Origin of the sequence: Mucilaginibacter sp. PAMB04274, from assembly GCF_039634385.2 — a bacterium.
Lineage (GTDB): Bacteria > Bacteroidota > Bacteroidia > Sphingobacteriales > Sphingobacteriaceae > Mucilaginibacter.
The window spans coordinates 456,458-479,228 of the sequence record NZ_CP155081.2; the positions used below are offsets into that span (position 1 = coordinate 456,458).

General features: G+C 45.0%; 9 protein-coding genes. 8 read left to right on the top strand and 1 reads right to left on the bottom strand.

Annotated elements, in window-relative coordinates; genetic code table 11:
- Positions 1-143: 143 nt before the first annotated feature.
- Together ABDD95_RS01945 and ABDD95_RS01950 are read left to right on the top strand one after the other, a co-directional pair.
- Complete coding sequence (locus tag ABDD95_RS01945; protein WP_345950222.1) at positions 144-3,872, top strand: DUF4450 domain-containing protein; 3,729 nt, start codon at positions 144-146, stop codon at positions 3,870-3,872.
- Positions 3,873-3,936: 64 nt separating this feature from the next.
- Positions 3,937-6,078 carry a hypothetical protein gene (locus ABDD95_RS01950; RefSeq protein WP_345950223.1) on the top strand — a complete coding sequence of 714 codons (2,142 nt, stop codon included), beginning with the start codon at positions 3,937-3,939 and terminating at the stop codon, positions 6,076-6,078.
- 48 nt (positions 6,079-6,126) lie between these two features.
- On the opposite strand, the gene ABDD95_RS01955 is transcribed toward ABDD95_RS01950, so the two are convergent.
- Positions 6,127-8,613 carry an MG2 domain-containing protein gene (locus tag ABDD95_RS01955; protein WP_345950224.1) on the bottom strand — a complete coding sequence of 829 codons (2,487 nt, stop codon included), beginning with the start codon at positions 8,611-8,613 and terminating at the stop codon, positions 6,127-6,129.
- Between the two features lie 370 nt (positions 8,614-8,983).
- Between ABDD95_RS01955 and ABDD95_RS01960 the strand changes: the two genes are divergently transcribed.
- Genes ABDD95_RS01960 through ABDD95_RS01985 form a run of 6 tightly spaced genes read left to right on the top strand, consistent with a single transcriptional unit; the run spans position 8,984 to position 22,752 of the window.
- Positions 8,984-11,278, top strand: a complete 2,295-nt coding sequence (locus ABDD95_RS01960) for a fasciclin domain-containing protein (protein WP_345950225.1) — start codon at positions 8,984-8,986, stop codon at positions 11,276-11,278.
- A 15-nt stretch (positions 11,279-11,293) separates the two neighbouring features.
- Positions 11,294-14,605 (top strand): SusC/RagA family TonB-linked outer membrane protein, encoded by a 3,312-nt coding sequence (locus ABDD95_RS01965; RefSeq protein WP_345950226.1) that lies wholly within the window; start codon positions 11,294-11,296, stop codon positions 14,603-14,605.
- A gap of 11 nt (positions 14,606-14,616) precedes the next feature.
- Positions 14,617-16,098 (top strand): RagB/SusD family nutrient uptake outer membrane protein, encoded by a 1,482-nt coding sequence (locus tag ABDD95_RS01970; protein WP_345950227.1) that lies wholly within the window; start codon positions 14,617-14,619, stop codon positions 16,096-16,098.
- Between the two features lie 27 nt (positions 16,099-16,125).
- A complete protein-coding gene (locus ABDD95_RS01975; RefSeq protein WP_345950228.1) occupies positions 16,126-17,841 on the top strand; it encodes a fasciclin domain-containing protein in 1,716 nt (571 codons plus the stop codon).
- Positions 17,842-17,886: 45 nt separating this feature from the next.
- Positions 17,887-19,512 carry a fasciclin domain-containing protein gene (locus ABDD95_RS01980; protein WP_345950229.1) on the top strand — a complete coding sequence of 542 codons (1,626 nt, stop codon included), beginning with the start codon at positions 17,887-17,889 and terminating at the stop codon, positions 19,510-19,512.
- Between the two features lie 15 nt (positions 19,513-19,527).
- Positions 19,528-22,752: a SusC/RagA family TonB-linked outer membrane protein gene (locus tag ABDD95_RS01985; protein WP_345950230.1), complete on the top strand. Its 3,225-nt coding sequence runs from the start codon at positions 19,528-19,530 to the stop codon at positions 22,750-22,752.
- Positions 22,753-22,771 lie beyond the last annotated feature (19 nt).

Sequence of the window (22,771 nt, forward strand, 5' to 3'; positions counted from 1 at the left end):
TGTTCCATGATTTTTCGCACAACAGGAAAAGTGCGTTGGCATCATTGTCTGTCCTGATTGAAGGGTGAGCTATTTTGAAATTAGCGTTTGTTTGTTCACATTAGCAAAATAAGCCAATTACCTAAGTTTCCTATTAAGCGGTTATGCCGCCAACTGTTATTGATATGTCTTTGCCGCGTTTCATTCTACCACGACTGAAAAATATTGCCTTGTTTTCATTTGCTGTATGCAGTCAATTGTTGTGCATAAGCGATAGTTATGGCCAGTCGCACAGGCTGCCCTGGCATGGCAAAGAGCGCGAGATAAGATACCAGCCCGATGGACAGGATATTGTGATTCACAATGGCACTAGGCGCTTTAACCGTGCTATATATGGTACCAACACTGCGTTCAGAATTGAGGCAGGAGATTTGCCCGAATTTGCCCTGTACCTGCCCGGAATGGGCGGTAACCTCAAATTGGGCCTGGTTAAGAATAAAGAAAGCAAATGGCTTATTGAAGCCAAAGCTATTGAAGCACGGTACCGTGCCGGCTCCATGCTGTACACCATTCATGATCCTATATTAGGCAAGGGGGTTATTCATGTTCAGTTGCTTGCGGCTGCCAGTACTGAACACATGCTGCTTAAAGTTGAGGTAAAGGATGCACCAGGCGTAGAGTTATTTTGGGCCTACGGCGGTGCAACGGGTAAGAAGTTCTCGCGCGATGGCGATATAGGTGCCGATCCGGAATCCTCGTTCTACCTAAAGCCAGAGTATTGCGTACATAATGCGGTAGAAATAAACCAGACGATGTTCCGCATAAACTTTAACGCTAAAGCGACAACGGAGGCTACCCGGTATGAGAATGAGCAAAGTCCGGCTAAAAGGAATGAAACTGAAACATCAAAGAATGCGGTTTCTGGTCTGTTCCCCGCTTCTGTTATAGCAAAGCATGGCAATGCCGAACAGCAAAGCACACCTTTAACGCTGCTAAACTCAGTGCCCACTGGCAAGCCGCTTGCCTGCGGACTGGTTAAGAACACACAAGCGCCTTTATACTGGATGATAGGCCGCGGTGCAACTTTGGGCAACAACAATCAAATTACTCAGTTGATGCAGGAGGCAGAGGTGGCCCGTCAGGCGTTAACCTCGCGTGTGCAGTTGCATACGCCCGATGCTTATATCAATACACTTGGTTCGGCACTGGCGGTAGCCGGTGATGCCATTTGGGAAAATCCATCTTACATGCACGGCGCGGTGGCCTGGCGTATGCGCCTGCCGGCTTGGCGCGGTGCATACGTAGCCGATCTTTTGGGCTGGCATGACCGAGCCTCACAGCACTTTAACAGCTATGCGCTATCGCAAGTAACCACGCCCGAGAGCGGACCCATCATAGCCGACACTGCCTTACACCTGGCACGCCAGCTTGAAAAGTTAGGTACCGCTATGTTTAGCAGCGGCTACATTAGCCGTAACCCCGGCGGCGATCTGCGCCCGCATCATTATGACATGAACCTCGTGTTTATTGACCAGTTGCTCAATCACTTTAACTGGACAGGTGACGTTACCGAAATTAAAAAGCTTTGGCCGTTAATTAAACGGCACCTGGCCTGGGAGAAAAGAAATTATGATTTGGATGGAGATGGGCTTTATGACGCTTACTGTGCCATTTGGGCCAGCGACGCCCTGCAATACAGCGGCGGTGGCGTAACGCATTCATCGGCCTATAACTACCGGGCTAACCAAATGGCCGCCTTGCTGGCCCGTTTGGTAGGTGAAGACCCGGCACCATATGAGCGTGAGGCTGCACACATTAAGCAAGCTATTGCTACTACGTTATGGATGCCCGCCAAAGGTACTTATGCCGAGTTTAAAGACTTGTTGGGTAACCGCCTGCTCCATACATCGCCGGCGTTGTGGACCATTTACCATGCTATCGACGAAGGTGTTCCGGACAGCCGCCAGGCTTACCAAAGCCTGCGATATGTGGATACAGATATACCACATATACCTATAACAGCCAAAGGCTTAACCGGTAACTACTGGCTGCTGAGTACCAGTAACTGGCTGCCTTATACCTGGTCAATTAACAATGTGGCCATGGCCGAAAATCTGCACACAGCTTTGGCTTACTGGCAGGGCGGCCGTTCGGCAAATGCTTATCAGCTTTGGAAAAGCACTTTACTGGAAAGTATGTACCTGGGGGCAAGTCCGGGCAGTTTTCAGCAATTATCTTTTTATGACGCACAGCGCGGCGAACTGTACCGTGATTTTGCCGATCCGGTGGGTATGGCTGCCCGTACCCTAGTTGAGGGCTTATTTGGTGTAAAGCCCGATTTATTGAACAATACCCTTACCATCAAGCCGGGGTTCCCAGCGGCATGGAACTACGCTGCTCTAAAGGTTCCGGATATCAGCATTGATTTTAAGCGCAATGGTCTTACCGACAGCTATACCATAGCCTCATCATTACCCAAAGCCACTTCACTCAAATTACAGATCAACGCCCGGGCAGCTCAGGTAAAACAAATAACCGTTAACGGGCAGCCAGTTAAGTGGAGTTGCATAACTTCCTCAGTCGGGCAGCCGGTTATACAAGTTGAGGCAGGCGTACAAAAAAACTATGCCATTAAAATACTCTGGAGCGGGAATACTATGTTAAACTTGCCTGTTGAAGCCGATTGTGCTGCTGGTAAAACATACATGCAAACATTTGGCAAAGCAACGGTGCTGCAAATAGCCGATCCGCAGAGTGTGCTGCAAAGCAAACGCAGCTTGCCTCACCAAATCAGTTGGGCAGTTAAACCCTTAACCGGCAATTTTACAGTATTTGTTCAGCTAAAAGAGGCCGCGTTAACTTGGTGGCAGCCAATACATATTGCCGCCTATGCCAAGCCGGTTGAAGTGAAGTATGATACCAACCAGCCCGAAAACGAAATCAGGTTCGAGGTACAAAGCCACGGCTACAAGGGTAGGGTATTGGTACAGGTTAACCCGTATACCCAATCAGCCTATCAAACCAGCGTAAATGCTGTCGAAAATCAATCTATCGCCGAAATCACGGTTCCGGCGACGCATTTAGTTCCGGGTAGTAACCGAATCAGATTGCAATATGGCGGACAGGTTATTGATACGACTATTATAAACTGGAGAGTTAATGCGGCAAATAGCTCAGCCATGCAAACGGTTGATATGTCGGCCAGCTTTAACGATGAGCTTACACACATTTTTACCAATCAGTACTTGTCGCCAAGGCCTAAAAGTGCAACGCTGCAGCTGCCGGTACAAGGAATTGGTAACTGGTGTTATCCGCTTACCACGGCCAAAATTGATGATAGTGGTTTGCGTAAAGCGGCCGGTTCGCAAAACAAGTTTACGCTGCCTCAGCAAATTCCGTTTAATACCCTAAGTACGGGTAAAAACATTGCTTTTACCTCGCAGTGGAATAATTACCCCCGCAGTTTAAGCGTGCCATTAAACGGGGCGGCCTCACATGCCTACTTGTTAATGGCTGGTTCTACCAACCCTATGCAGAGCCGCTTAACTAACGGTACTATTACAGTTAACTACGAGGATGGCACCAAAGAACTGCTGGAACTGAAAAACCCCGAAAACTGGTGGCCTATAGAGCAGGACTATGATAATGACGGTTTTGCATTTAACCCCGGTGCTGCAAAGCCCCTGCGTGTTTACCTTAAAACAGGAACCGCATCATTAGATTTTACAAATTACACCACCATTAAAGGCTTTAGCAATAAAGCCATAGACGGCGGGGCAGCCACCGTGCTCGATTTGTGCCTCAACCCGGCTAAGAAGTTAAAAAATTTAGAGTTAAGAACCGTTGCCAATGATGTAGTGATGGGCTTAATGGGCGTGACGTTGGTAAGGTAATCGGAATAGGTTATTAACCTGACAAACTATGTCGTTTTAAATAAAAAGACTGAGTTAATATAGTATGAAAAACATCTCCAGAATATTGATCGGTGCTTTATGCGGCCTGGGACTTATGCCGACTGTGTATGCACAGCAACGCATTAACCGGGAACAATTGGTAAAGCGCCATAATGTGGTGGTCAAGGCGATTGATTCGCTGTCGTCCTTATCGGTAGGCAATGGTAAGTTTGCCTACACCGTTGATGCCACGGGTATGCAAACCTTCCCCGAAAAATATGATAAAGGCGTGCCGCTTGGTACGCAATCTGAATGGGGCTGGCATAGCTTCAAGGATACAGTAGGCTATAAGTTCGAAGAATCATTAAAAACGTATACGCTTAACGGGCGCAAGGTTACTTATTCGGTGCAGTGGAATGATCCTAAACGCAATAAAGATGCATCTAACTGGTTCAGGCAAAATGTGCACCGGCTGCAGTTAGGTAATCTGGGGTTATGGCTTAGCAAAAAGAACGGTAGCCAGGCTACTGCAGCCGATATTCAGAACATCCGGCAAGAGTTAAACTTGTGGACCGGTGAAATTACCAGTTCTTTTACACTCGAAGGGGAGCCGGTTAAAGTAGTAACCGTATCGCACCAGCAGCAGGACGTGGTTTCGTTTAATATACAATCTGCCTTAATAGCACAGGGGCGTTTAAAAGTTAGGCTGCGTTTTCCTTTCCCAACCAATGAGTTTGCCGATGCCGGTACAAATTGGAAAAACGGCGGTAAGCACCAATCGTCCATTGTACAGGCGGCGGGGCAGCAGGCGGTTATCAAGCATCAGTTAGATACCAACAGCTATTTTACACATCTAACTTGGAGTGGCCAGGCTTCGGTGGCCAGTGCTGCAACGCATGATTTTGTGCTGTCGCCCGCCGGAAAAAGCAACCAACTGCAGGTAAGCTGCCTGTTTACACCTAAGCGGCAGGCACTGGTACCAGCTTTTGGCGCCGTGCAAATCAATAGCGTACAAAGCTGGAAAGCTTTTTGGCAAAGTGGCGGCGCAATTGATTTCGCAGGGAGTACTGATCCTCGTGCGCATGAACTGGAGCGGCGTATCATCCTTTCGCAATACCTTACTAAAATACAATGTGCAGGCTCACAACCACCGCAGGAAACCGGCCTTACTTATAACAGCTGGTATGGCAAACCTCACTTAGAAATGCATTGGTGGCACGGTATTCATTTTGCCCTATGGGGAAGGCCCGAGTTGCTGGAAAAAAGTATGCAGTGGTATAATCATGTTTATGATAACGCCAGAGGTATAGCTAAAAGGCAGGGCTATGCCGGTGCGCGCTGGCAAAAAATGACAGACCCTGATGGTAATGAAAGTCCTTCATCGGTGGGTGCTTTTTTAATTTGGCAACAACCACATTTTATTTACTTTGCCGAGCTGGCTTACCGTGCGCATCCTAATGCAAAAACCTTAAGCGCCTACAAAAAGTTGGTGCTAGCCACGGCCGATTTTATGGCCACCTATCCATATTACGAGAAAGATAAAGACCGTTATATTTTAGGCAAGGGGCTCATCCCAGCCCAGGAGCGCTATAACGCCGAAGAAACTTTTAATCCTACTTACGAACTGCAATACTGGTACTGGGCGCTCAATACCGCTCAGCAATGGCGCAAACGTTTGGGCCTGGCACCCGATAAAAAATATGCCGATGTGATGGCTAAGCTATCGGCCTTGCCCAAAGCCAATGGCGTTTACCTGGCTGCAGAGAGTGCGCCCGATTCATACAGCAATCCAAAATACAAAACGGACCATCCGTCGGTACTGGGCGCACTGGGTATGACGCCTTATAATGATAGGCTGGATATGGATGCTATGCGCAGAACTTTTGACCTGGTTTGGGATACCTGGGACTGGAAAGATACCTGGGGCTGGGATTTCCCAATGGTGGCGATGACAGCAGCCCGCCTGAGTAACCCGAAAAGGGCTATTGATGGCTTATTTATGCCCATTAAAACCAATACCTACCTTATAAACGGGCATAATTACCAGGATGACAGGCTGCGCCTCTACCTACCCGGTAATGGCGGCTTGCTGGCTGCTGTGGCAAGCATGTGTGCTGGCTGGGATGGTAGTAAAGGCACTAACCCTGGTTTTCCTAAAGATGGAACCTGGAAGGTAAAATGGGAAGGCCTCAAGCCAATGCCGTAATTACCGTTGAGAAAATCAAATAAGAAAAGGGAGCATGGCTCCCTTTTCTTATTTAACGGTGTAAGTTTTTACAGCCGCTACTGGTATGCCGGTACTGGTTATCCCTTGTACTATTACCCGTACGGTTGTTTTGTTGTCGGTATTAAAAAAAGTTATGGCGCTATGGCCGCTTGCATTAGTATTGCCGTTGGGCTCCCAATGTAAGGTAGCCCGTAAGTCTTGACGGCTATCCGGAACCGATGGATTATAGGCGGGGCTGTAAAAAGTACGAGCTTCGTAATAGCCATTTACTGCAGCCTGCATAGCGCCTGGTTCAGGCGATCTTAGCGCTTCGGGTTTAAGGGTGATGTAAATGATAAAAACCACGCCTAAGTTTAAAGACGAAGCACTGGCACCTGCAGGCCGGAGTGCGGCGGCAGTAGCGGCAGAGCCTTCGGTATTTGCAACTAATAAAGAGGGGCCGCCAATTGCTTTCTTTATAATAACCTTTTCAATGGCGGTTACAGGCAAATCGTAATAAGAGTTCGATATCAGGTCGATCACATCATCCGGGTCGTTTTCTGAAAACATGGCTTCCCGATTATTCAGTACAATACGTGGCGGAACTTTTTGGCCATCGGCCATAAAATAAAGTCGATTGGAGCTGGCATCTACGCGTGCTTGCTTAGAAGCAAACTGGATATAGTCGCGCAGGGTATTGTACCTGTAATCATCTTTGGTAACGGTAAGCACTTCATCTTTGTAACCAAAATCGGTAATGGTACGGTCGCGCAAAACTTGTTTGGGCTTGTTTTTTACTTCAACTTCTTTTAGCCGTATCAGGGTATCGCTCAGGCTGCGTTGCTTAGTTAGCGTTGCTTGCTTAAGCAGGGCCTCGGCCTTAGTTGCAGTAACCGCAGGGCTGTTTAAATCCGGAGATGTGTTCTTAATATCCGGATAATTGGCATTTAAGGAGTCTAAGGAAATAAGGCCGATTGACTTACCCTTAATATCCTTGGCATTTAGCCTTAAGCTTTGTGAGCCATACAGTTGCATGTTGTCGAAAAAGTACTTGCCCTGGGCGTTGGTTTGCGCCGAAAACAACCTGCCGTTAACTGCTTTAGGTGCAATTAGTGTTACGTTGGCGCCTGTTATTGGTGTGCCTTGTTTAGGCAGTTTAACGGACCCTGATAAACTGATGCCCTGTTCAGGAATATAGGCTATGCGCAGGGTGGTATCAGCCAGGCGTTTCCATATAAAGTCGCGCCAGCCGTGGGTTAGCAGGAGTAAGTCGAGCTGTTTTTGGCGCTGTACATTGGTGGTATCAAAATAACGGGCAGCGTGTTTAATTGTACCTCTAAGTTCTGATTGCAGCATTAAGTAAGCCATAATATTACTTTCATCGGCAGGCACAGTGGTTGCATCAACTGCTGTTAACGAAAAATGAGTCGGTACTGAATGGCCCTGGTTGTCAGTTATGTTAATGTCTAAAACCACCTTTTCTCGCCTTGTGTAATCTGGTTTATCGGTTTTAATAATAAGGTTGGCGTTTTGTTTGTTATCAATATACATCAGCCTTTCGCAGTTAGGTTTTTGTTCGCCATCATACAAGGTAAGGCTGGCAATGCCGGCTGGTAACTGGCCGGAAGGAATAGCAATTACAGCCGTATTGCCTTTAAGCTGAAAGCTTTGCTGGTAGGTAAGCCGGCCAAAGCTGCGGGCCTTAAGCGTTAAGGTTTGCGCTGTATATACAGGTATAGCCTTTTCATTACAGGTAATAACAGCGTATGTAGCAGTGTCTTTTCGCAACACCTTTAAAGTAAGCCCGCTGCTTAGCGGTTTAGGAAAAACCGGCGGTAACACCTGCATGCCATTAAGTATCTTAACCTGATAGGTCTGGCCGGCAAATGGCAGCAGGGTAAACAGACCCATACCCAGGCTATCGGTACTAAAATGCGCAATAGTATCCCCCTGTGATGATAAGATGGCACCCCGCAAACCTACGCCCTGCCCGTTCTGCATTTCGGCCTTAACCGCTATTATAGATCCTAAACCTTCTACCAATGAGCCGCCTTCGGGCAAAAACTGGATGCGGGCTGTACCTGTTGCCTGGGTGGTGGTTTGAGCAGGGCCGTTTTTACTAATAATTGTTATAGGTTTTTCAAACACAAAGTTATCGCCAAAGTTGCGCATCCAATTGGTATAAGCCCTGAGCCGGTAGCTGCCTGCTGCTAAGGAATCGGGCAGTTTAAAGTCGCCCTTGCCCAAGCCTTCTGTCAGAGCAATAATTTCGCGGGCAGCTATTTTGTTGGCAGGGGTAATAAGCTCAACATAAAGGTTTTTGCTGGTGTTTAACGGCTGGTTAGTTTGTGCATTTAGCAGGTAAGCTTTAAACCAAATATCGTCTCCGGGGGCATAAAGTTGCCTGTCTGTATGCAGGTAAACTTTTTCAAAAAACAGTTTTACCTCCTTTTGAGGCCCTTGGTTTTGTGCAAACACAGGCAGGACAGTTACCCATAGCAGTGCAAAGGCAACACAGTTGATAATTCTTTTCACGTGAAATTAATTTTCTTTTAAAAGAAGGGTTTATTGGTTATTGATATGGCAATTTAAACAAGTTTCGCTTAATCAATTTTGTAAAAATCGGAAATCAAGGATAGTGCAGGATGGTTTGTCAACATTAAGTCAATAATTTTATTGACTGATAATATCGTATACCTCCCCGCTAATATCGTATACTGTAGTATCAATACCAATTATTAAACCCAAAATATGGAAAAACTTTTACTTACTAACTTCATGGCTTTGTGCACAGCTGATTTTCATACGTCAGTTTGACACTTAATTACAAGCGGTTAGCTTCTCTAACCGCTCATGCTTTATACCACATTCCAATTAATTAAATCTAACTGTAATTAGATTCTTTATGATGTATAAATTACTCAAAAATTTATCTGTTTTATTTTGTGCTGTTGTTTTTTTCGGGAGCTGTCGGAAAGAAAAGGAGGAATTTTACGAACGTCCTGAAAACCTGGCGCCTCCTATTTATCAAGTGCTGGCTTCGAAGGGAAACTTTACTACCTTGCTGGCTGTAATTGATAAATCGGGCTATAAAAATACTTTAAGCAACGCCGGTTACTGGACACTTTTTGCACCTAACGATGCCGCTTTTCAGAAGTATTTTTCTGAAAAGAATACCTCACTTGCTGCAATGGATTCTGTTACTGCGCGTAAGATTGTTACTTACTGCCTGGTATATAACGCTTTTCAAACCAATCACATAGCTGATTTTCAGTCAACTGCGCAACCAGTAGGTTGGGTGGCTAATGCGGCTTACAAACGCCGTACCGCATATTACGATGGTTTTTATACCGGTACTGGCCCCGACGGTGCAAACAGTACACTTTTAAGCAGCAACCGTAACGGCTCGTACCTGCTTAATGATAACAACAATAAGCACATTCCGTATTTCTATTCGACTTATATGACGGCTCGCAACCTTACAGAGAGTGATTATAAGTACTTTTTTCCAAACAGTACTTATAACGGCTTCAATGTGGTTGATGCGCAGGTATTAAGCAGAGACATTTTAGCCGAAAACGGTGTAATACACGAGATTGACCGCGTGGTGCTGCCATTACCAAACCTGGAAGACCAACTGGCCAGTAACCCTCAGTATAGCCTGTACAAGCGTATACTGGAAAGGTTTATGGTTACCTATGCAACCAGCAACGATATTAACAATCGTTACCGTATCCTTACCGGTAAGTCAAACAACGTATATGTCAAGTTTTATAACCCAACGCTGGCTTTTTCGCCTAATAACGAAAACTTCCTGAAAACGCAGGAAAACGATGCTCAATCTGACGGGTATACGATGTTCATACCTACTAACGATGTGCTTTATAAATATCTGAATGATGTAGTGCTTGAGTTTTTTAAAACTACGCCTAATCAGCAGTTAAGCAACGCCGAGATTGATGCTTTGGTTAACACATTGCCGCCCAACATTGTTACCGATCTGCTAAATGCGCACTTGTTCCAAACTACAGTATGGCCTTCAAAGTTTACGGCTACAGCCAACTTTCTTAACGAGCCGGCCCGCTTTAACGTGAATACCGATATTATTGACAGGAAATTTTGTAGTAACGGTATATTCTACGGCACTAACCAGCCGCAAAGAACTAACGTTTTCAGTACGGTTTTTGCCCGGGCTTATCTTGATCCACGCAACTACTCTATCATGACCACGTTGCTTAATAATGGTTTGCGTACCATCGTATCCAATCCAAATTTAAGGTATACCGTGTTTATGATGCCTGATGCTGCCTTGCGGGCCGCCGGGTACAATTACGATGCTGCCACAACCACATATAGCTTTACTTCAAACGGTGCCACTGTTACAGGTAATGGTGTACGCGACCAGTTGCTGAGAATATTACAGCTAAGCATTGTGCCAACGCCTAATAATGAACTGGATAATTTATCAGGAAACGGTATAATAGAAACGGTTAACGGCGAATATATTCGCTGGGATAACAATATAATATCATCAGGCGGCACGGTAGAAAAAGGCCTTACCTTCAGAGCGGTTGATTCAAAAACTTACGTTAACGGCAAAGTATATTATTTAGACAATAACGGGTTGCTGTTTTATCCTGAGAAAACGATTCCGCAAGAAATTTTATTCAACAATGCAGATAACAGCTCTTCACCTTATTATGCATTTTATCAATACCTTAAAAATTCTCAAATCTACAATGCGGTAACTCAGGATATTACTGGCTTAACTGTAGGCGCAAGCTACACCGTACTTATACCAACTAATGCGGCCATTGCACAGGCAGTAAGAGATGGCATATTACCCGGGACCGCAGCTACAGGTGTGCCCAATTTTACCCCAAGTTTATCAACCGATAAAGACAAGGTATCCAGGTTTATATTATATCACATCATCAATGGTTTAACCATTGCGCCCGATGGTAAAAAATCTCCCAACGGAACAGCACAACCAACTGTGCTGCGCGATGGTAACGGTAACGTGGTAAACGTATCTGTATTTAACCAGCCCAACAACTTACGGATTCAGGATAATTTTGGGCGTTCGGCTACGGTGTTACCGGCAAGCAGCAGCAATACTCCTGGCCAGATAACCAGTAATTACCTCGGTAACCGTACACTGTTTCACCTAATTAATAACTATTTACAATACACTTATTAAGACCTGGCTTTACACATGAGAAATATTTATAATGCTATTTTTTTTACAGTATTAGCGTGTTGCTTGGTTACTGTAATAAATGTACATGCCCAAACAGCCGAAAAGATTTTGATCAAGGGACGGGTTACCGACTCGAGAGATAAATTGCCTGTTGTTGGTGCAACTGTTGTTGAACAGGACAAAGACGGCCGTACCATCAGCGGTCAGGCTACAGATATTGACGGTAACTTTGTACTCAAAGTAACTGATGTATCACACAAGATAGTGATATCCACCATAGGCTATAAAAGCCGTACTTTAGAAATAGGTACCCGCCGTATAATTAACGTTACGCTGGAATCAAACGCGCGCGCACTAACCGATGTTGTGGTAACTGCCCGCCCGCCGGTTAACAATGGTACCGGCTTAGTGATTGATAAGCGCGACCAAACCACCTCCACCGTTACCTTAAATGCAAAGGATGTGGAAGAATTGCAGGCCACTAGTATTGACCAGGCGATACAAGGCCGTTTACCCGGTGTGGATATCATTGCCAACTCAGGTGACCCGGGTGCTGGTATGTCTATCAAAATCAGGGGTACATCTACGCTGAATGGTAATACCAACCCGCTTATTGTGGTTGATGGTGTGCCTTTTCAAACCACTATCCCAAATGGCTTTAATTTTAGCACGGCAGATCAAACCCAATATGCCGACTTGTTGAGTATTGCGCCATCAGATATTAAAGATATATCGATACTGAAAGATGCTGCCGCCACGGCAGTTTGGGGTGCGCAGGCTGCTAACGGTGTGTTAATTATTACAACCAAGCGTGGCCAGAAAGGTCCGCCGATAATTAGCTATACCTTTAAAGGTACTATGTCTGCGCAGCCATCGCCAATACCGCTGCTTACCGGCGATCAGTATTCTACTTTTATTCCGGAAATGTATATGAACGTGGCTGGTGTGCCATTGCCTACCAGCATACGCGAATTTGCTTATGATTTGCAGGATCCGTACTCTAAAAATTATAGCCAAAATACCGACTGGCTAAAAACGCTTACCCGCACCGGTTATCTTACAGATAACAACCTTTCCATATCGGGTGGTGGCGATAAAGCCCGTTACTTTGCATCAGTAGGGTATAACGGCCAAACAGGTACAACATTGGGTACAGGTTTTTCGCGTCTAAACACCCGTTTGAATCTGGATTACATTGTATCCAGCAAAATCAGGTTCACTACCTATATTTCTTATGCCCACAACGTTACCGATTATAACTACGCTACTGCGAATAACGGTACCGGCTCAGATGCGGTACGTAATATTGCAACTATCCGTATGCCTAACATGAGCGTATACGAGTATAACGATGCAGGTATATTAACACCCAACTTTTTCTCACCAGCCTCTAACATACAAGGCGCTTACAGCCCGCCGGCCAACTCTAATACAGTTACGTTTTACAACCCGCTGGCTATGGCCGTTGCTGCTAAAAATACATCAGCAACCGACCGTATCATCCCGCACTTTAACTTAACTTACAATATCATTCCGGATGTGCTCAATTTGAACGGCGATATCGTTTTTGATATCTCTAACGGCAGGCAAACCCGCTTTTTGCCACAAATTGCAACGGGCCGTCCGTTTACAGAAACTTCGGTTAACCGTGCCGGAAGCTCCGATTACGATACCTACTCGGTTGCATCAAAAACCAACTTGATTTTTACGCCGCGGTTAAACGAAAAGCACTCATTTACCGGTCTGCTCTCTGTACAAACCAGTGATGTTAAATCGGTAACCCAATCGCAATTAATTGCCGGTACTGCATCAGCGTATCTGCAAGATCCTTCTGTTCCGGGTCGCTTAAGCAACTCCGATTTAACCAGGGGTTTTGCTTCGGGAGTTGAACAAACCCGGTGGGTGGCAGCTTTAATTAACGGTCAGTACAAGTATCTGGACCGTTACATTATCAACGTAGCTTTACGTGGTGAGGGTAACTCTAACTTCGGTGCCGACAGGCGTTATGGTCTGTTCCCTTCCATCTCTGCCCGTTACCGCCTTTCAGGTGAAAAGTTCATGAAGCGGTTTGAAAATTTCCTGGATGAGTTTAGCTTTAGGGGTGGTATAGGCCGAAGCGGCCGTGCGCCTTCAGACCCTTATTTATTTTACAACAATTATGTAAGTACAGGTTCGAGTTACTTAGGCCAGGCCGGTTTGTATTCTAACAATATTCAGTTGGATAACCTGCGCTGGGAACAGCTTACAGGTATAGATGCCGGTGTAAACATCATTCTGTTTAAACAAAGGCTTAACATTGACCTGGGTTTTTACAAGAACCGCACCCGCGATTTATTTGTAGACAGACTGAACCTTCCAAGTACAACCGGTTATGCTAACCTGCCGTACAACGTAGGTACCATTGATAACCAAGGTTACGAACTGAACATCCTGAGTACGCCTATTAAAACCAGAGACTGGTTAGTTGATTTTAACTTTAACATATCGCAAAATATAAATGCAGTTAAAGAAATATCACCTTTATATGCAACCTCAGATGGTAACGTTTCGCGAAACGGAGATTATTTGCAGCTGTTGCAGGTAAACAACCCGTTGGGCTCGTTTTATGGTTACAAGTTTGCCGGTGTTTATAAGGATGCAGAGTCTACCATTGCGCGTGATGGCAACGGTAATAAGATCATCAGCCCTAACGGTACACCGGTGCAAATGCGCTTCAACTATCCAGCTACCGATTACCTGTTTCAGCCTGGCGATGCCGTTTATGAAGACATCAACCACGATGGTAACATTAACTACCAGGACGTAGTTTACCTGGGTAACGGTAACCCTAAATTTACAGGTGGTTTTGGCCCAAGCATTACCTGGAGAGGCAGTATTAAGTTAAATGCTTTCTTCTCATTCCGTACAGGCGGGCAGGTTATTAACCAAACCAAAATGCTTACCACCAATATGTACTCGTTTAATAACCAAAGTACTGCCGTACTGAGAAGATGGCGTACCCCTGGCGATGAAACCGACATGCCGCGCGCCGTATATCAAACCGGTTACAACTGGTTAGGTTCATCGCGCTACGTGGAGGATGGTTCCTTTATGCGTTTCCGTTCCATTACAGCACGCTATACTTTCAACAAAAAGTTAGTAAACCGTTTAAAGCTTAAAAACTTGAGCGCCTATGTAACAGCAGAAAACCTGGCCACCTTCACCAAATATACTGGTCAGGATCCGGAAGTATCACTGAGAGGTACGGGTATATTCCAATTGGCAAAGGATGACAGCGCTACGCCGCCATTAAAACTTTACACCTTAGGTTTATCAGCATCATTCTAATATACTGCAACATGTTTAAAAGAAATATATACAAAGCAATACTGATTACCATTATGACGGTATCAGCAACCTCGTGCAACAAGTACCTGGAATTGCGGCCGCAAGACGGCATCACACGTGATAAGTTCTGGCAAACTAAAGAACAGCTTTCTTCTGCAATTGTAGCGCTATACAATGCCATGGGTAGCACTACCTCACAATTTTTTATATGGGGTGAGCTAAGAGGAGATATGGTTATACCGGGCCTTAACGCCAGCCAGGACGATATCAACATGGTGGCCGATAATATTTTGCCTACCAATAGCATAACCAACTGGAATAATTTTTACCGCGCAATTAACTTGTGCAATAACGTGCTTGACTTTGGTCCGGGCGTTATTGAGCGCGATAATACGCTAAGCCGCGAGCAGTTGAATGTTTACTTATCTGAAGCATTAACCATCCGGGCGCTATTGTATTTTTATCTGGCGCGTACTTTTAGTGATGTACCACTTAAATTAACCTCAACTTCGTCTGATTCTGACTTGGGGCAGATATCAAAAAGCTCGCAAGCCGAAATTTTGAATCAGATTGTTTCCGATTTAAATAAGGCCGAAGGTTATGCAACGGTAAATTTTGGAACTGTAGCTTCTGATAAAGGCCGTGTAACCAAATATGCGGTAAATGCCCTGCAGGCAGACGTATACTTGTGGATGGAAAAGTATGCCGATTGTATTACGGCATGCGATAAGATTATCAACTCAAACCGGTATGCACTGGTTGCGGGCGATGCAGGCTGGTTTAATGCACTGTATGTACAAGGCAACTCGGCTGAAGGAATATTTGAGCTGCAGTTTGACAACCAGTTCCTGAACCCTTTTTATACCATGTTTAACCTGCCGTTGCGTTACAAAGCGCCGGCTGATGTCATAGATAATTTTTGGGGGTTAGATGATGTTGATCCGATAAATGTTAAGGATATACGCGGCGTTGATGCCTCCGTACGCCAGTCTGACCAGTACATTTACAAGTATCTGGGCCTATCGCCAACTACGGTGCGCTCTACCGATAACTCTTACGCACACTGGATTTTTTACCGATATGCCGATATATTGCTAATGAAAGCTGAGGCGTGTGCCAACTCGGGCCGCGGTCAGGAAACCGTGAACCTGGTTGCCCAGATACGTACCCGTGCCAAGGCCTTGCCAAAATCGGCTCCTGTTACGCCACCTGCAGTAACTGATGTTAACGGTTTAAATGATTACGTACTGCAAGAACGTGCACTTGAACTGGCTTATGAAGGCAAACGTTGGTTTGACTTGCTGCGCCATGCTAAACGGAACAATTATGCACGTTTGGAGATTCTATTATCAGCACTCAGCAGAGTAATACCGGCCGATGCACAACAGTCAGCCCTGAACAAGCTGCGTGATAAGAATAACCATTACCTGCCTATTTACCAAAACGAGATACAACTTAACCCTAACCTTGTTCAGAACCCTTTTTACAGATAGTTCTTTAACAGCAAAAGCAAAAAGATTATGAAAAAAATATTCGAACGTGTTTACCTGGTGCTAATTGGATTAGGTATTACTGCACTAATGGGTTTAAATGGATGTAAACGCGAAGCGCTTACGTATACCACAAGCAGTACGGTTAACATGTACACGTATTTGGGCCAAAACCCCGATTACTCATTATTTAAGCAAATAATTGATAAAGCCGGGTACGCAAGCTTTTTAGATGCATATGGGGCGTATACCTTGTTTGCAGCTAACAACGCTGGTGTAAATGCCTACCTTAAGGCAACCAATAAAGCGAGTGTTGATGCTATTGATGCCGAAACAGCAAAGAAGATTGTATCGGTTAGTTTGATAGCCGATACTTTAACATCGAGTGCCTTTAAAGATGGCCGGCTGCGTACCGCAACGCAAACAGGCCAGTACTTAATTACCGGCGCCCGTAACATTAACGGCGAAACCAAAGTGGTAATTAACAAGCAAGCGAACTATGTAACCGGCAATATCCGTGCAGGTAATGGTATCATTCATATTATTGATAACGTGCTGGTGCCATCTGATTTAACGCTGGCTAAAACGGTGGAGCAAAACAGCAAGTATTCCATATTTACTGCTGCACTTAAGGCTACAGGATTTTATGATACCTTAAATGTGGCATCATCAGCCAATACAAACGCAACCCGCAGATTGCTTACGTTAATGGCCGAAACAGATAGCGCTTTTAGGGCCAGTGGCATTGCTGATTTTAATGCGCTTAAAGCTAAATTTTCAACCAAAAATGATCCTAAAGATCATGCCGACAGCTTGTGGCTGTTTTGCGCTTACCGCGTATGGCCTGAGCTGGCTTACCTGTCTGATATTGCTACCTCAACGGCACATGCTACTTTAGCGCCGCTTGAGATTACTACCAGCCAGTTAAGTGGGCAAACCATTTTATTGAACAACGATACCTTTAACGGCGTGCTGGAGCCTGGCTTTGCACTCGACCGCCCTAATAGTGATATTACGGCTACCAATGGTGTTTTGCACCGGGTTTTAGGTACTTATAAAATTAAGGTTCGTTTCCCTACAGCAGTTTATTTTGATGTGGCCGACCAGCCCGAAATCAGAAGATCTGGTTTCTACCGGGTACCGGGTCAAACTAACAAAGTGTTTGCTTACAATGCACTTTCTGAAGTAACGCTGCTTGGTGCGGCAGATGTAAATAACAACGCTTTATTTTACAATACAACTCCTGCTACCCCGGGTTCTGCCGATTATTATTTCGGTAACGATTGGGTTCAGATAGGTAACCGCTTCAGAAACGGCGCTAACGCATCCAACGTTTCATCGGCTACGTTTACTACGCCTGTAATTGTGAGGGGCCGTTATAAAGTATGGGTGGATATTAAACGCAATGGTAATAACCAAAACATACCCGTAGCATTTGATGGCCAAACTTTGCCAAACCTGGTTAACACTGCTGATGCATTAAGTACAACTGAAACCGAGGCACAAGCCGAGGCCCGCGGATTTAAAAACTATTCAGAATCAGATGTAACTGTTGCTGCCAACCACGTAGGCCGTTTGGTAGGTATTATAAATGTAACGGTAACCGGCCGGCATAAAATCACCTTTACATCAACAGCACAATCGGGCGATGCCAGAACCTTCCTGCTTGACGCAGTTGAGTTCAGACCGGTAGATATGAATCAGCTGCGTCCGAAACTGGGCAGAAGCGGTGCATTGATACCTTAGTAGAGGAAGGTCTTATTTTATACACTAATCGAATTTATCAGAAGAATGAATAGTTTCAAGAATAGATATATAATCGCGATACTACTGCTTACCACTGTTTTTTACGCTTGTAAAAAGCAATGGGACGATCGCACCGAAGCTGTAGACCAGCAATTGGACAAGACAGTGATGCAACAGATACAGGAGAATGGTAACCTAAGCACTTTTGCCGGTTACCTTACCAGGCTGGGTTATGATAAACTGCTAGCCAGTTCAAGAACCTATACCGTTTGGGCACCTACCAACCAGGCGCTGCAAGGCGTTGATCAGGCTACTGTTAGTGATACGGCCAAACTGCGCGTGTTTGTAAACAATCATATTGCCAATCAGGTGTATTTAACAACTGCGCCTAAGCCGTCCTTACGGGTGCGTACGTTAGGCGGTAAAAACTTAACATTTACCACAGGCATGGTCGAAGAGGCCAATATTACTGTGGCTAACCAGTATGTAAAAAACGGGGTAGTACATACCATTGATAAGGCGCTGCCACCCAAAATGAATATTTCTGAATTCATCAGAAGTTTGAACGGTGTGGCCGATCTTCATAAGAACTACATTACACGGCAGGATACTAATTTCATCGACACATCTAAAGCTACTATACAAAGCTATGATCCTAAAACCGGTAAGCCTGTTCTGGTTCCGGGAACAGGTGTAGTTAACCTGAATAAGTACTTTACACGGGTGGCCAGTTTAGCCAACGAAGACAGTACCTATACTTACTTTGTATTAACGGATGCTGCTTTAAACACTGAGCTCGATAAAGTGGTGAAATATTTTGCCACTGTAACTAACTCAACAGATACTACACGTAACATGCTGGCTTCTTTTAACATATTAAAGGATGTTGCTGTTAGAGGCGCCATAGCTGAAGCTAATTTACCTGCAACCGGGCTTATGTCTGTAAATAACGTGCCCATACCGGTTAACAAAGCTGCTATTGTGCAACGTTACAGCGCCAGCAACGGTATGGTGTATGTAATTGGCAGCATGCCATTTGCCCTTGCCGATAAAATTACACCGATTGTGATTCAGGGAGAAAATCCGAGCTTTTTTGCACGTACAGATGCAAATTCATTCACGTTTTACCGTAGCCGCCGCGATCTTCAGGGTCAGGTGTTCCGTGATATTTTACTGGGAACCAATGCTAACTTCCCGGCTAACTTTTTTGCAGCTTACAAGCTTAACAATTTGTATACCTGCCAGTATAAAATTGTTGTACGGGCCAGTAATGATGTCTTTACTACCGCTACCGATATTGTAGAGAGTTTCAATTTTGGCCAAACTACGGCAGCAGTACTGGGCGCAAACGGAACCATTACGCCTAATGCGGTGGTAAACTTTCCGGCACAACGCATGGGGCCGGTTAGCCTTACCAAGTACGAAGAAATACCGTTGCCTACACCGGCTAACAGGAGCGCTACCAGTACGCTTACTCCGCCTACCAATATTGCCGGAGGCAATCCAACCACAACAGCAACGGCAGCCAATACCATTACTTTAACATCGGGTAATCTTAACGTGTTAAAACGGACATCGGTAAATATGTATGTAGTGGGTGCTAACGCCACAGGTGCAAACAACAATAACATAACTTTTGATTACGTAAAACTGATACCTATTTTACAATAACGACCAACCTTAACTATGCAAAATTTTACTAAATCATTAGGTTTACTGCTCCTTTTATGCCTTTTAGGAGGTGTAAAAGCTTATGCGCAGGAAACAGATAGCGTATCAGTGGTGCGGCTTGCAGATAGTATTGCCCGTTATAAAGCCGACTCTACTTTGAGGGCAAAGGGACCTAAAATAAGCGGTGTTATAAAAGATGCAGCCACCAAAAGGCCGGTATCCGGTATCAACATTGGTGTGCCGTTGTACTCATCAGCCATTAGTGATGAAAACGGCCGTTTTACCATAAACCTGCCTAATCTCGATGTTGTGCTTACCGTAGGCGGACAAGGATACCAGGAAAAACAAGTACCTATCAAAGGCCGTAGTGTGCTGCCGGATATTTATCTCTTTGAAGGCTCCTACAGTTCAGTTTATGATGTTGCACGTATGCCGTTCGGGCAGGTTCCGCAAAGTCAGCTGTCAACTGCGGTATCGGCTGTAAATACATTTGGCTCGTGGGAAACATCCTCGCTCGAAACGCCCGACAGCTATTTGCAGGGTAAAGTAGCCGGCTTGGATGTGGTACGCCGTTCAGGAACGCCTAACGTAGGCGCCAATTTGTTTTTGAGAGGCTATAACTCCTTGTTTGGCGGCAATGCGCCGCTGGTATTAGTTGATGGTATGATATACGATACTTACCGTTACGGAAGTTCGTTAATAAGCGGCCATGTTCATAACCCGTTCAGTAACCTTGACCTGCGTGATGTAGACAGCTATACGATATTAAAAGATGCTTCGGCAAGTATATATGGTACAAAAGGTGCCAATGGTGTAATTTTAATTAACACCAACAGCAACCCCGAACTGGCTACAAAAATTGACCTGGGCATTTATAGCGGTTATAATTATGTTCCTTCCAGCTTCCGTTTGCCTATTATGCAAGCTGGTGACTATCGCACTTATCTGTCAGATCTGTTGCGTACAAGTAACCTGACTTCGGCTCAGATTGCGGCACAACCTTATTTTAACGATAACCCCAGCAGCCCCAACTATTACGTTTACCATAACAATACCGACTGGCAAAAACAAGCATTCAAAAACGGTTATAACCAAAACTATAACCTGCGTGTATCAGGTGGAGATGATATAGCCAGGTATGTGCTTTCTGTAGGTTATACCGGTAACAAGGGCATCTCTCCCATGACCGATTTAACCAAAGTGGGTACACGCTTCAACGCGGATTTAAATATTAGCCGTAAGCTTACTGCAAAGGCCAATTTGTCTTTCGAGTATAATGAGCAGAACCTGCGCGACCAGGGTTTGTCTAATACCACTAATCCATTATTCCTTAGTTTAACCAAATCACCTTTTCTGCGTACCAATGATGTGAACGCAGCGGGTATTCAATCGCCTAACCTGGCCGATGTTGATATTTTTAACATAGGTAACCCGATTGCGCTTATTCAAAATTCACGCGCGCTTAACCGCAATTACCGGTTTTTTGGTAACATTAGTTTTAAATACCAAATCAGCCGGTATCTGGCCGCTCAAACGCTCATTGGTATTACTACCGATAAGGTTCGTGAAAGTACTTTCATTCCGCGGGCTGGCGTAGCTAACGATACTACAGCTACTATGGTAATTGATAGTCGTTTAGGTAGCCAAACACAGCGTTTATACAGTTTGTATAACGATACCTATGTTTCGTACAACCGCACATTTAACAGAATTCATACCCTGGGTGTTTATTTAGGCACCCGCTTTACCCACTTCACCAGTAATTATAATGTTGACAGAAGCTACAACTCAGCTATTGATCAGCTGATTACCGTAGGTAACGGTGTGGCAACCAGCCGTACCGTTGGTGGTGATATAGGTAAATACCGCTGGTTAAATAATTATTTAAGTGCTAATTACCAGTTGTACAACAAATACATTTTTGGCTTTAATTTAACTGCCGATGCCTCTTCCCGCTTCGGTACCGAGGCCGACGGAATATCGTTGGGTGGTGTGAAAATGGCCCTATTGCCATCTGCGTCAGCCGCTTGGGTGGTATCGTCAGAAAAATTTATGGCCAATCTTAACTTTATAGAAATGCTGAAGTTAAGAGCTAGCTACGGCTTAACCGGTAATGATGACATTGGTAACTATGCTGCCCGCCAGTATTACATATCACAAAACCTTTTGGGTTTGCAAGGTTTAGTAAGAGCTAACATCGGAAATCCTGCCCTGCAATGGGAAGTTGGTAAAAAACTGGACATTGGCGTGGACGCATCGTTCTTTCAGGAGCGTTTAAGCATTACGGCTGATGTATTCAGAAACACCACTACCAACATGATTACCCGTGAACCAATCACTACAGCCGGAGGTTTGGCCTTTGCCGTTACTAACAACAGCGGTATGCGTACCAATGGTGTAGAGCTATCCGTTAATGGCCGCATTATCAGCAAAGCTGACTTGAAATGGGATGTAGGCTTTAATGTTGCTGCTTACCGTAATAAAATCACCAGCTTGCCTTCTCCAATCAGAACGCAGTATGCGGGCGGTACAATCTTAACCCAGGTTGGCCTGCCTGCCGGAGTATTCTACGGATATAAAACCAATGGTGTTTACAGTACAAATGCGCAGGCGGTTACTGCCGGCATGTCTTACCGTGATGCTCAGGGTAACCTGATAGCTCAGCAGGGAGGTGACGTTCGGTTTGTAGATGTGAACGGCGATAAAATTATTGATGCGCAAGATATGCAGGTAATTGGTAATCCTAACCCCGATTATGTAGGCGGTATAACTACCGGCGTTATATATAAACGCTTTACGGTAAACGCTTTGTTAACCTTTAGTAAAGGCAACCAGTTGTACAATTATACCCGTCGTCAAATTGAGTCGCAAAGTAATTTCAACAACCAATCTTTAGCTATCAATAACCGTTGGAGAGCCGATGGTCAGGTTACCAATATTCCGAGAGCCTCTTACGGTGATCCGAGCGGTAATGCAACATTCTCTGATCGTTGGATAGAAGACGGATCTTACCTGCGCCTGCGTACTATATCTGTAAGCTACGATGTAAACCTGAGAAAGGCCAGATTCCCTAAATATGTTAAGGTTTATGCCACCGGTAACAACATCATCACCTTTACCAAGTATTTGGGTTATGATCCGGAGTTTGCAGCCAGCGAAAACGTGCTGCTGCGTGGTGTGGATACAACACTGGAGCCACAGTTCAGAACAGTACAATTAGGTGTGCGCATAGGTATATAGTTTAAGTTGACTTATAAGT

Excerpts from the sequence above, each read along its gene's own strand:
- ABDD95_RS01945 (WP_345950222.1), top strand. The coding sequence starts at position 144 with ATGCCGCCAACTGTTATTGATATGTCTTTGCCGCGTTTCATTCTACCA.
- ABDD95_RS01950 (WP_345950223.1), top strand. The coding sequence starts at position 3,937 with ATGAAAAACATCTCCAGAATATTGATCGGTGCTTTATGCGGCCTGGGA.
- ABDD95_RS01960 (WP_345950225.1), top strand. The coding sequence starts at position 8,984 with ATGATGTATAAATTACTCAAAAATTTATCTGTTTTATTTTGTGCTGTT.
- ABDD95_RS01965 (WP_345950226.1), top strand. The coding sequence starts at position 11,294 with ATGAGAAATATTTATAATGCTATTTTTTTTACAGTATTAGCGTGTTGC.
- ABDD95_RS01970 (WP_345950227.1), top strand. The coding sequence starts at position 14,617 with ATGTTTAAAAGAAATATATACAAAGCAATACTGATTACCATTATGACG.
- ABDD95_RS01975 (WP_345950228.1), top strand. The coding sequence starts at position 16,126 with ATGAAAAAAATATTCGAACGTGTTTACCTGGTGCTAATTGGATTAGGT.
- ABDD95_RS01980 (WP_345950229.1), top strand. The coding sequence starts at position 17,887 with ATGAATAGTTTCAAGAATAGATATATAATCGCGATACTACTGCTTACC.
- ABDD95_RS01985 (WP_345950230.1), top strand. The coding sequence starts at position 19,528 with ATGCAAAATTTTACTAAATCATTAGGTTTACTGCTCCTTTTATGCCTT.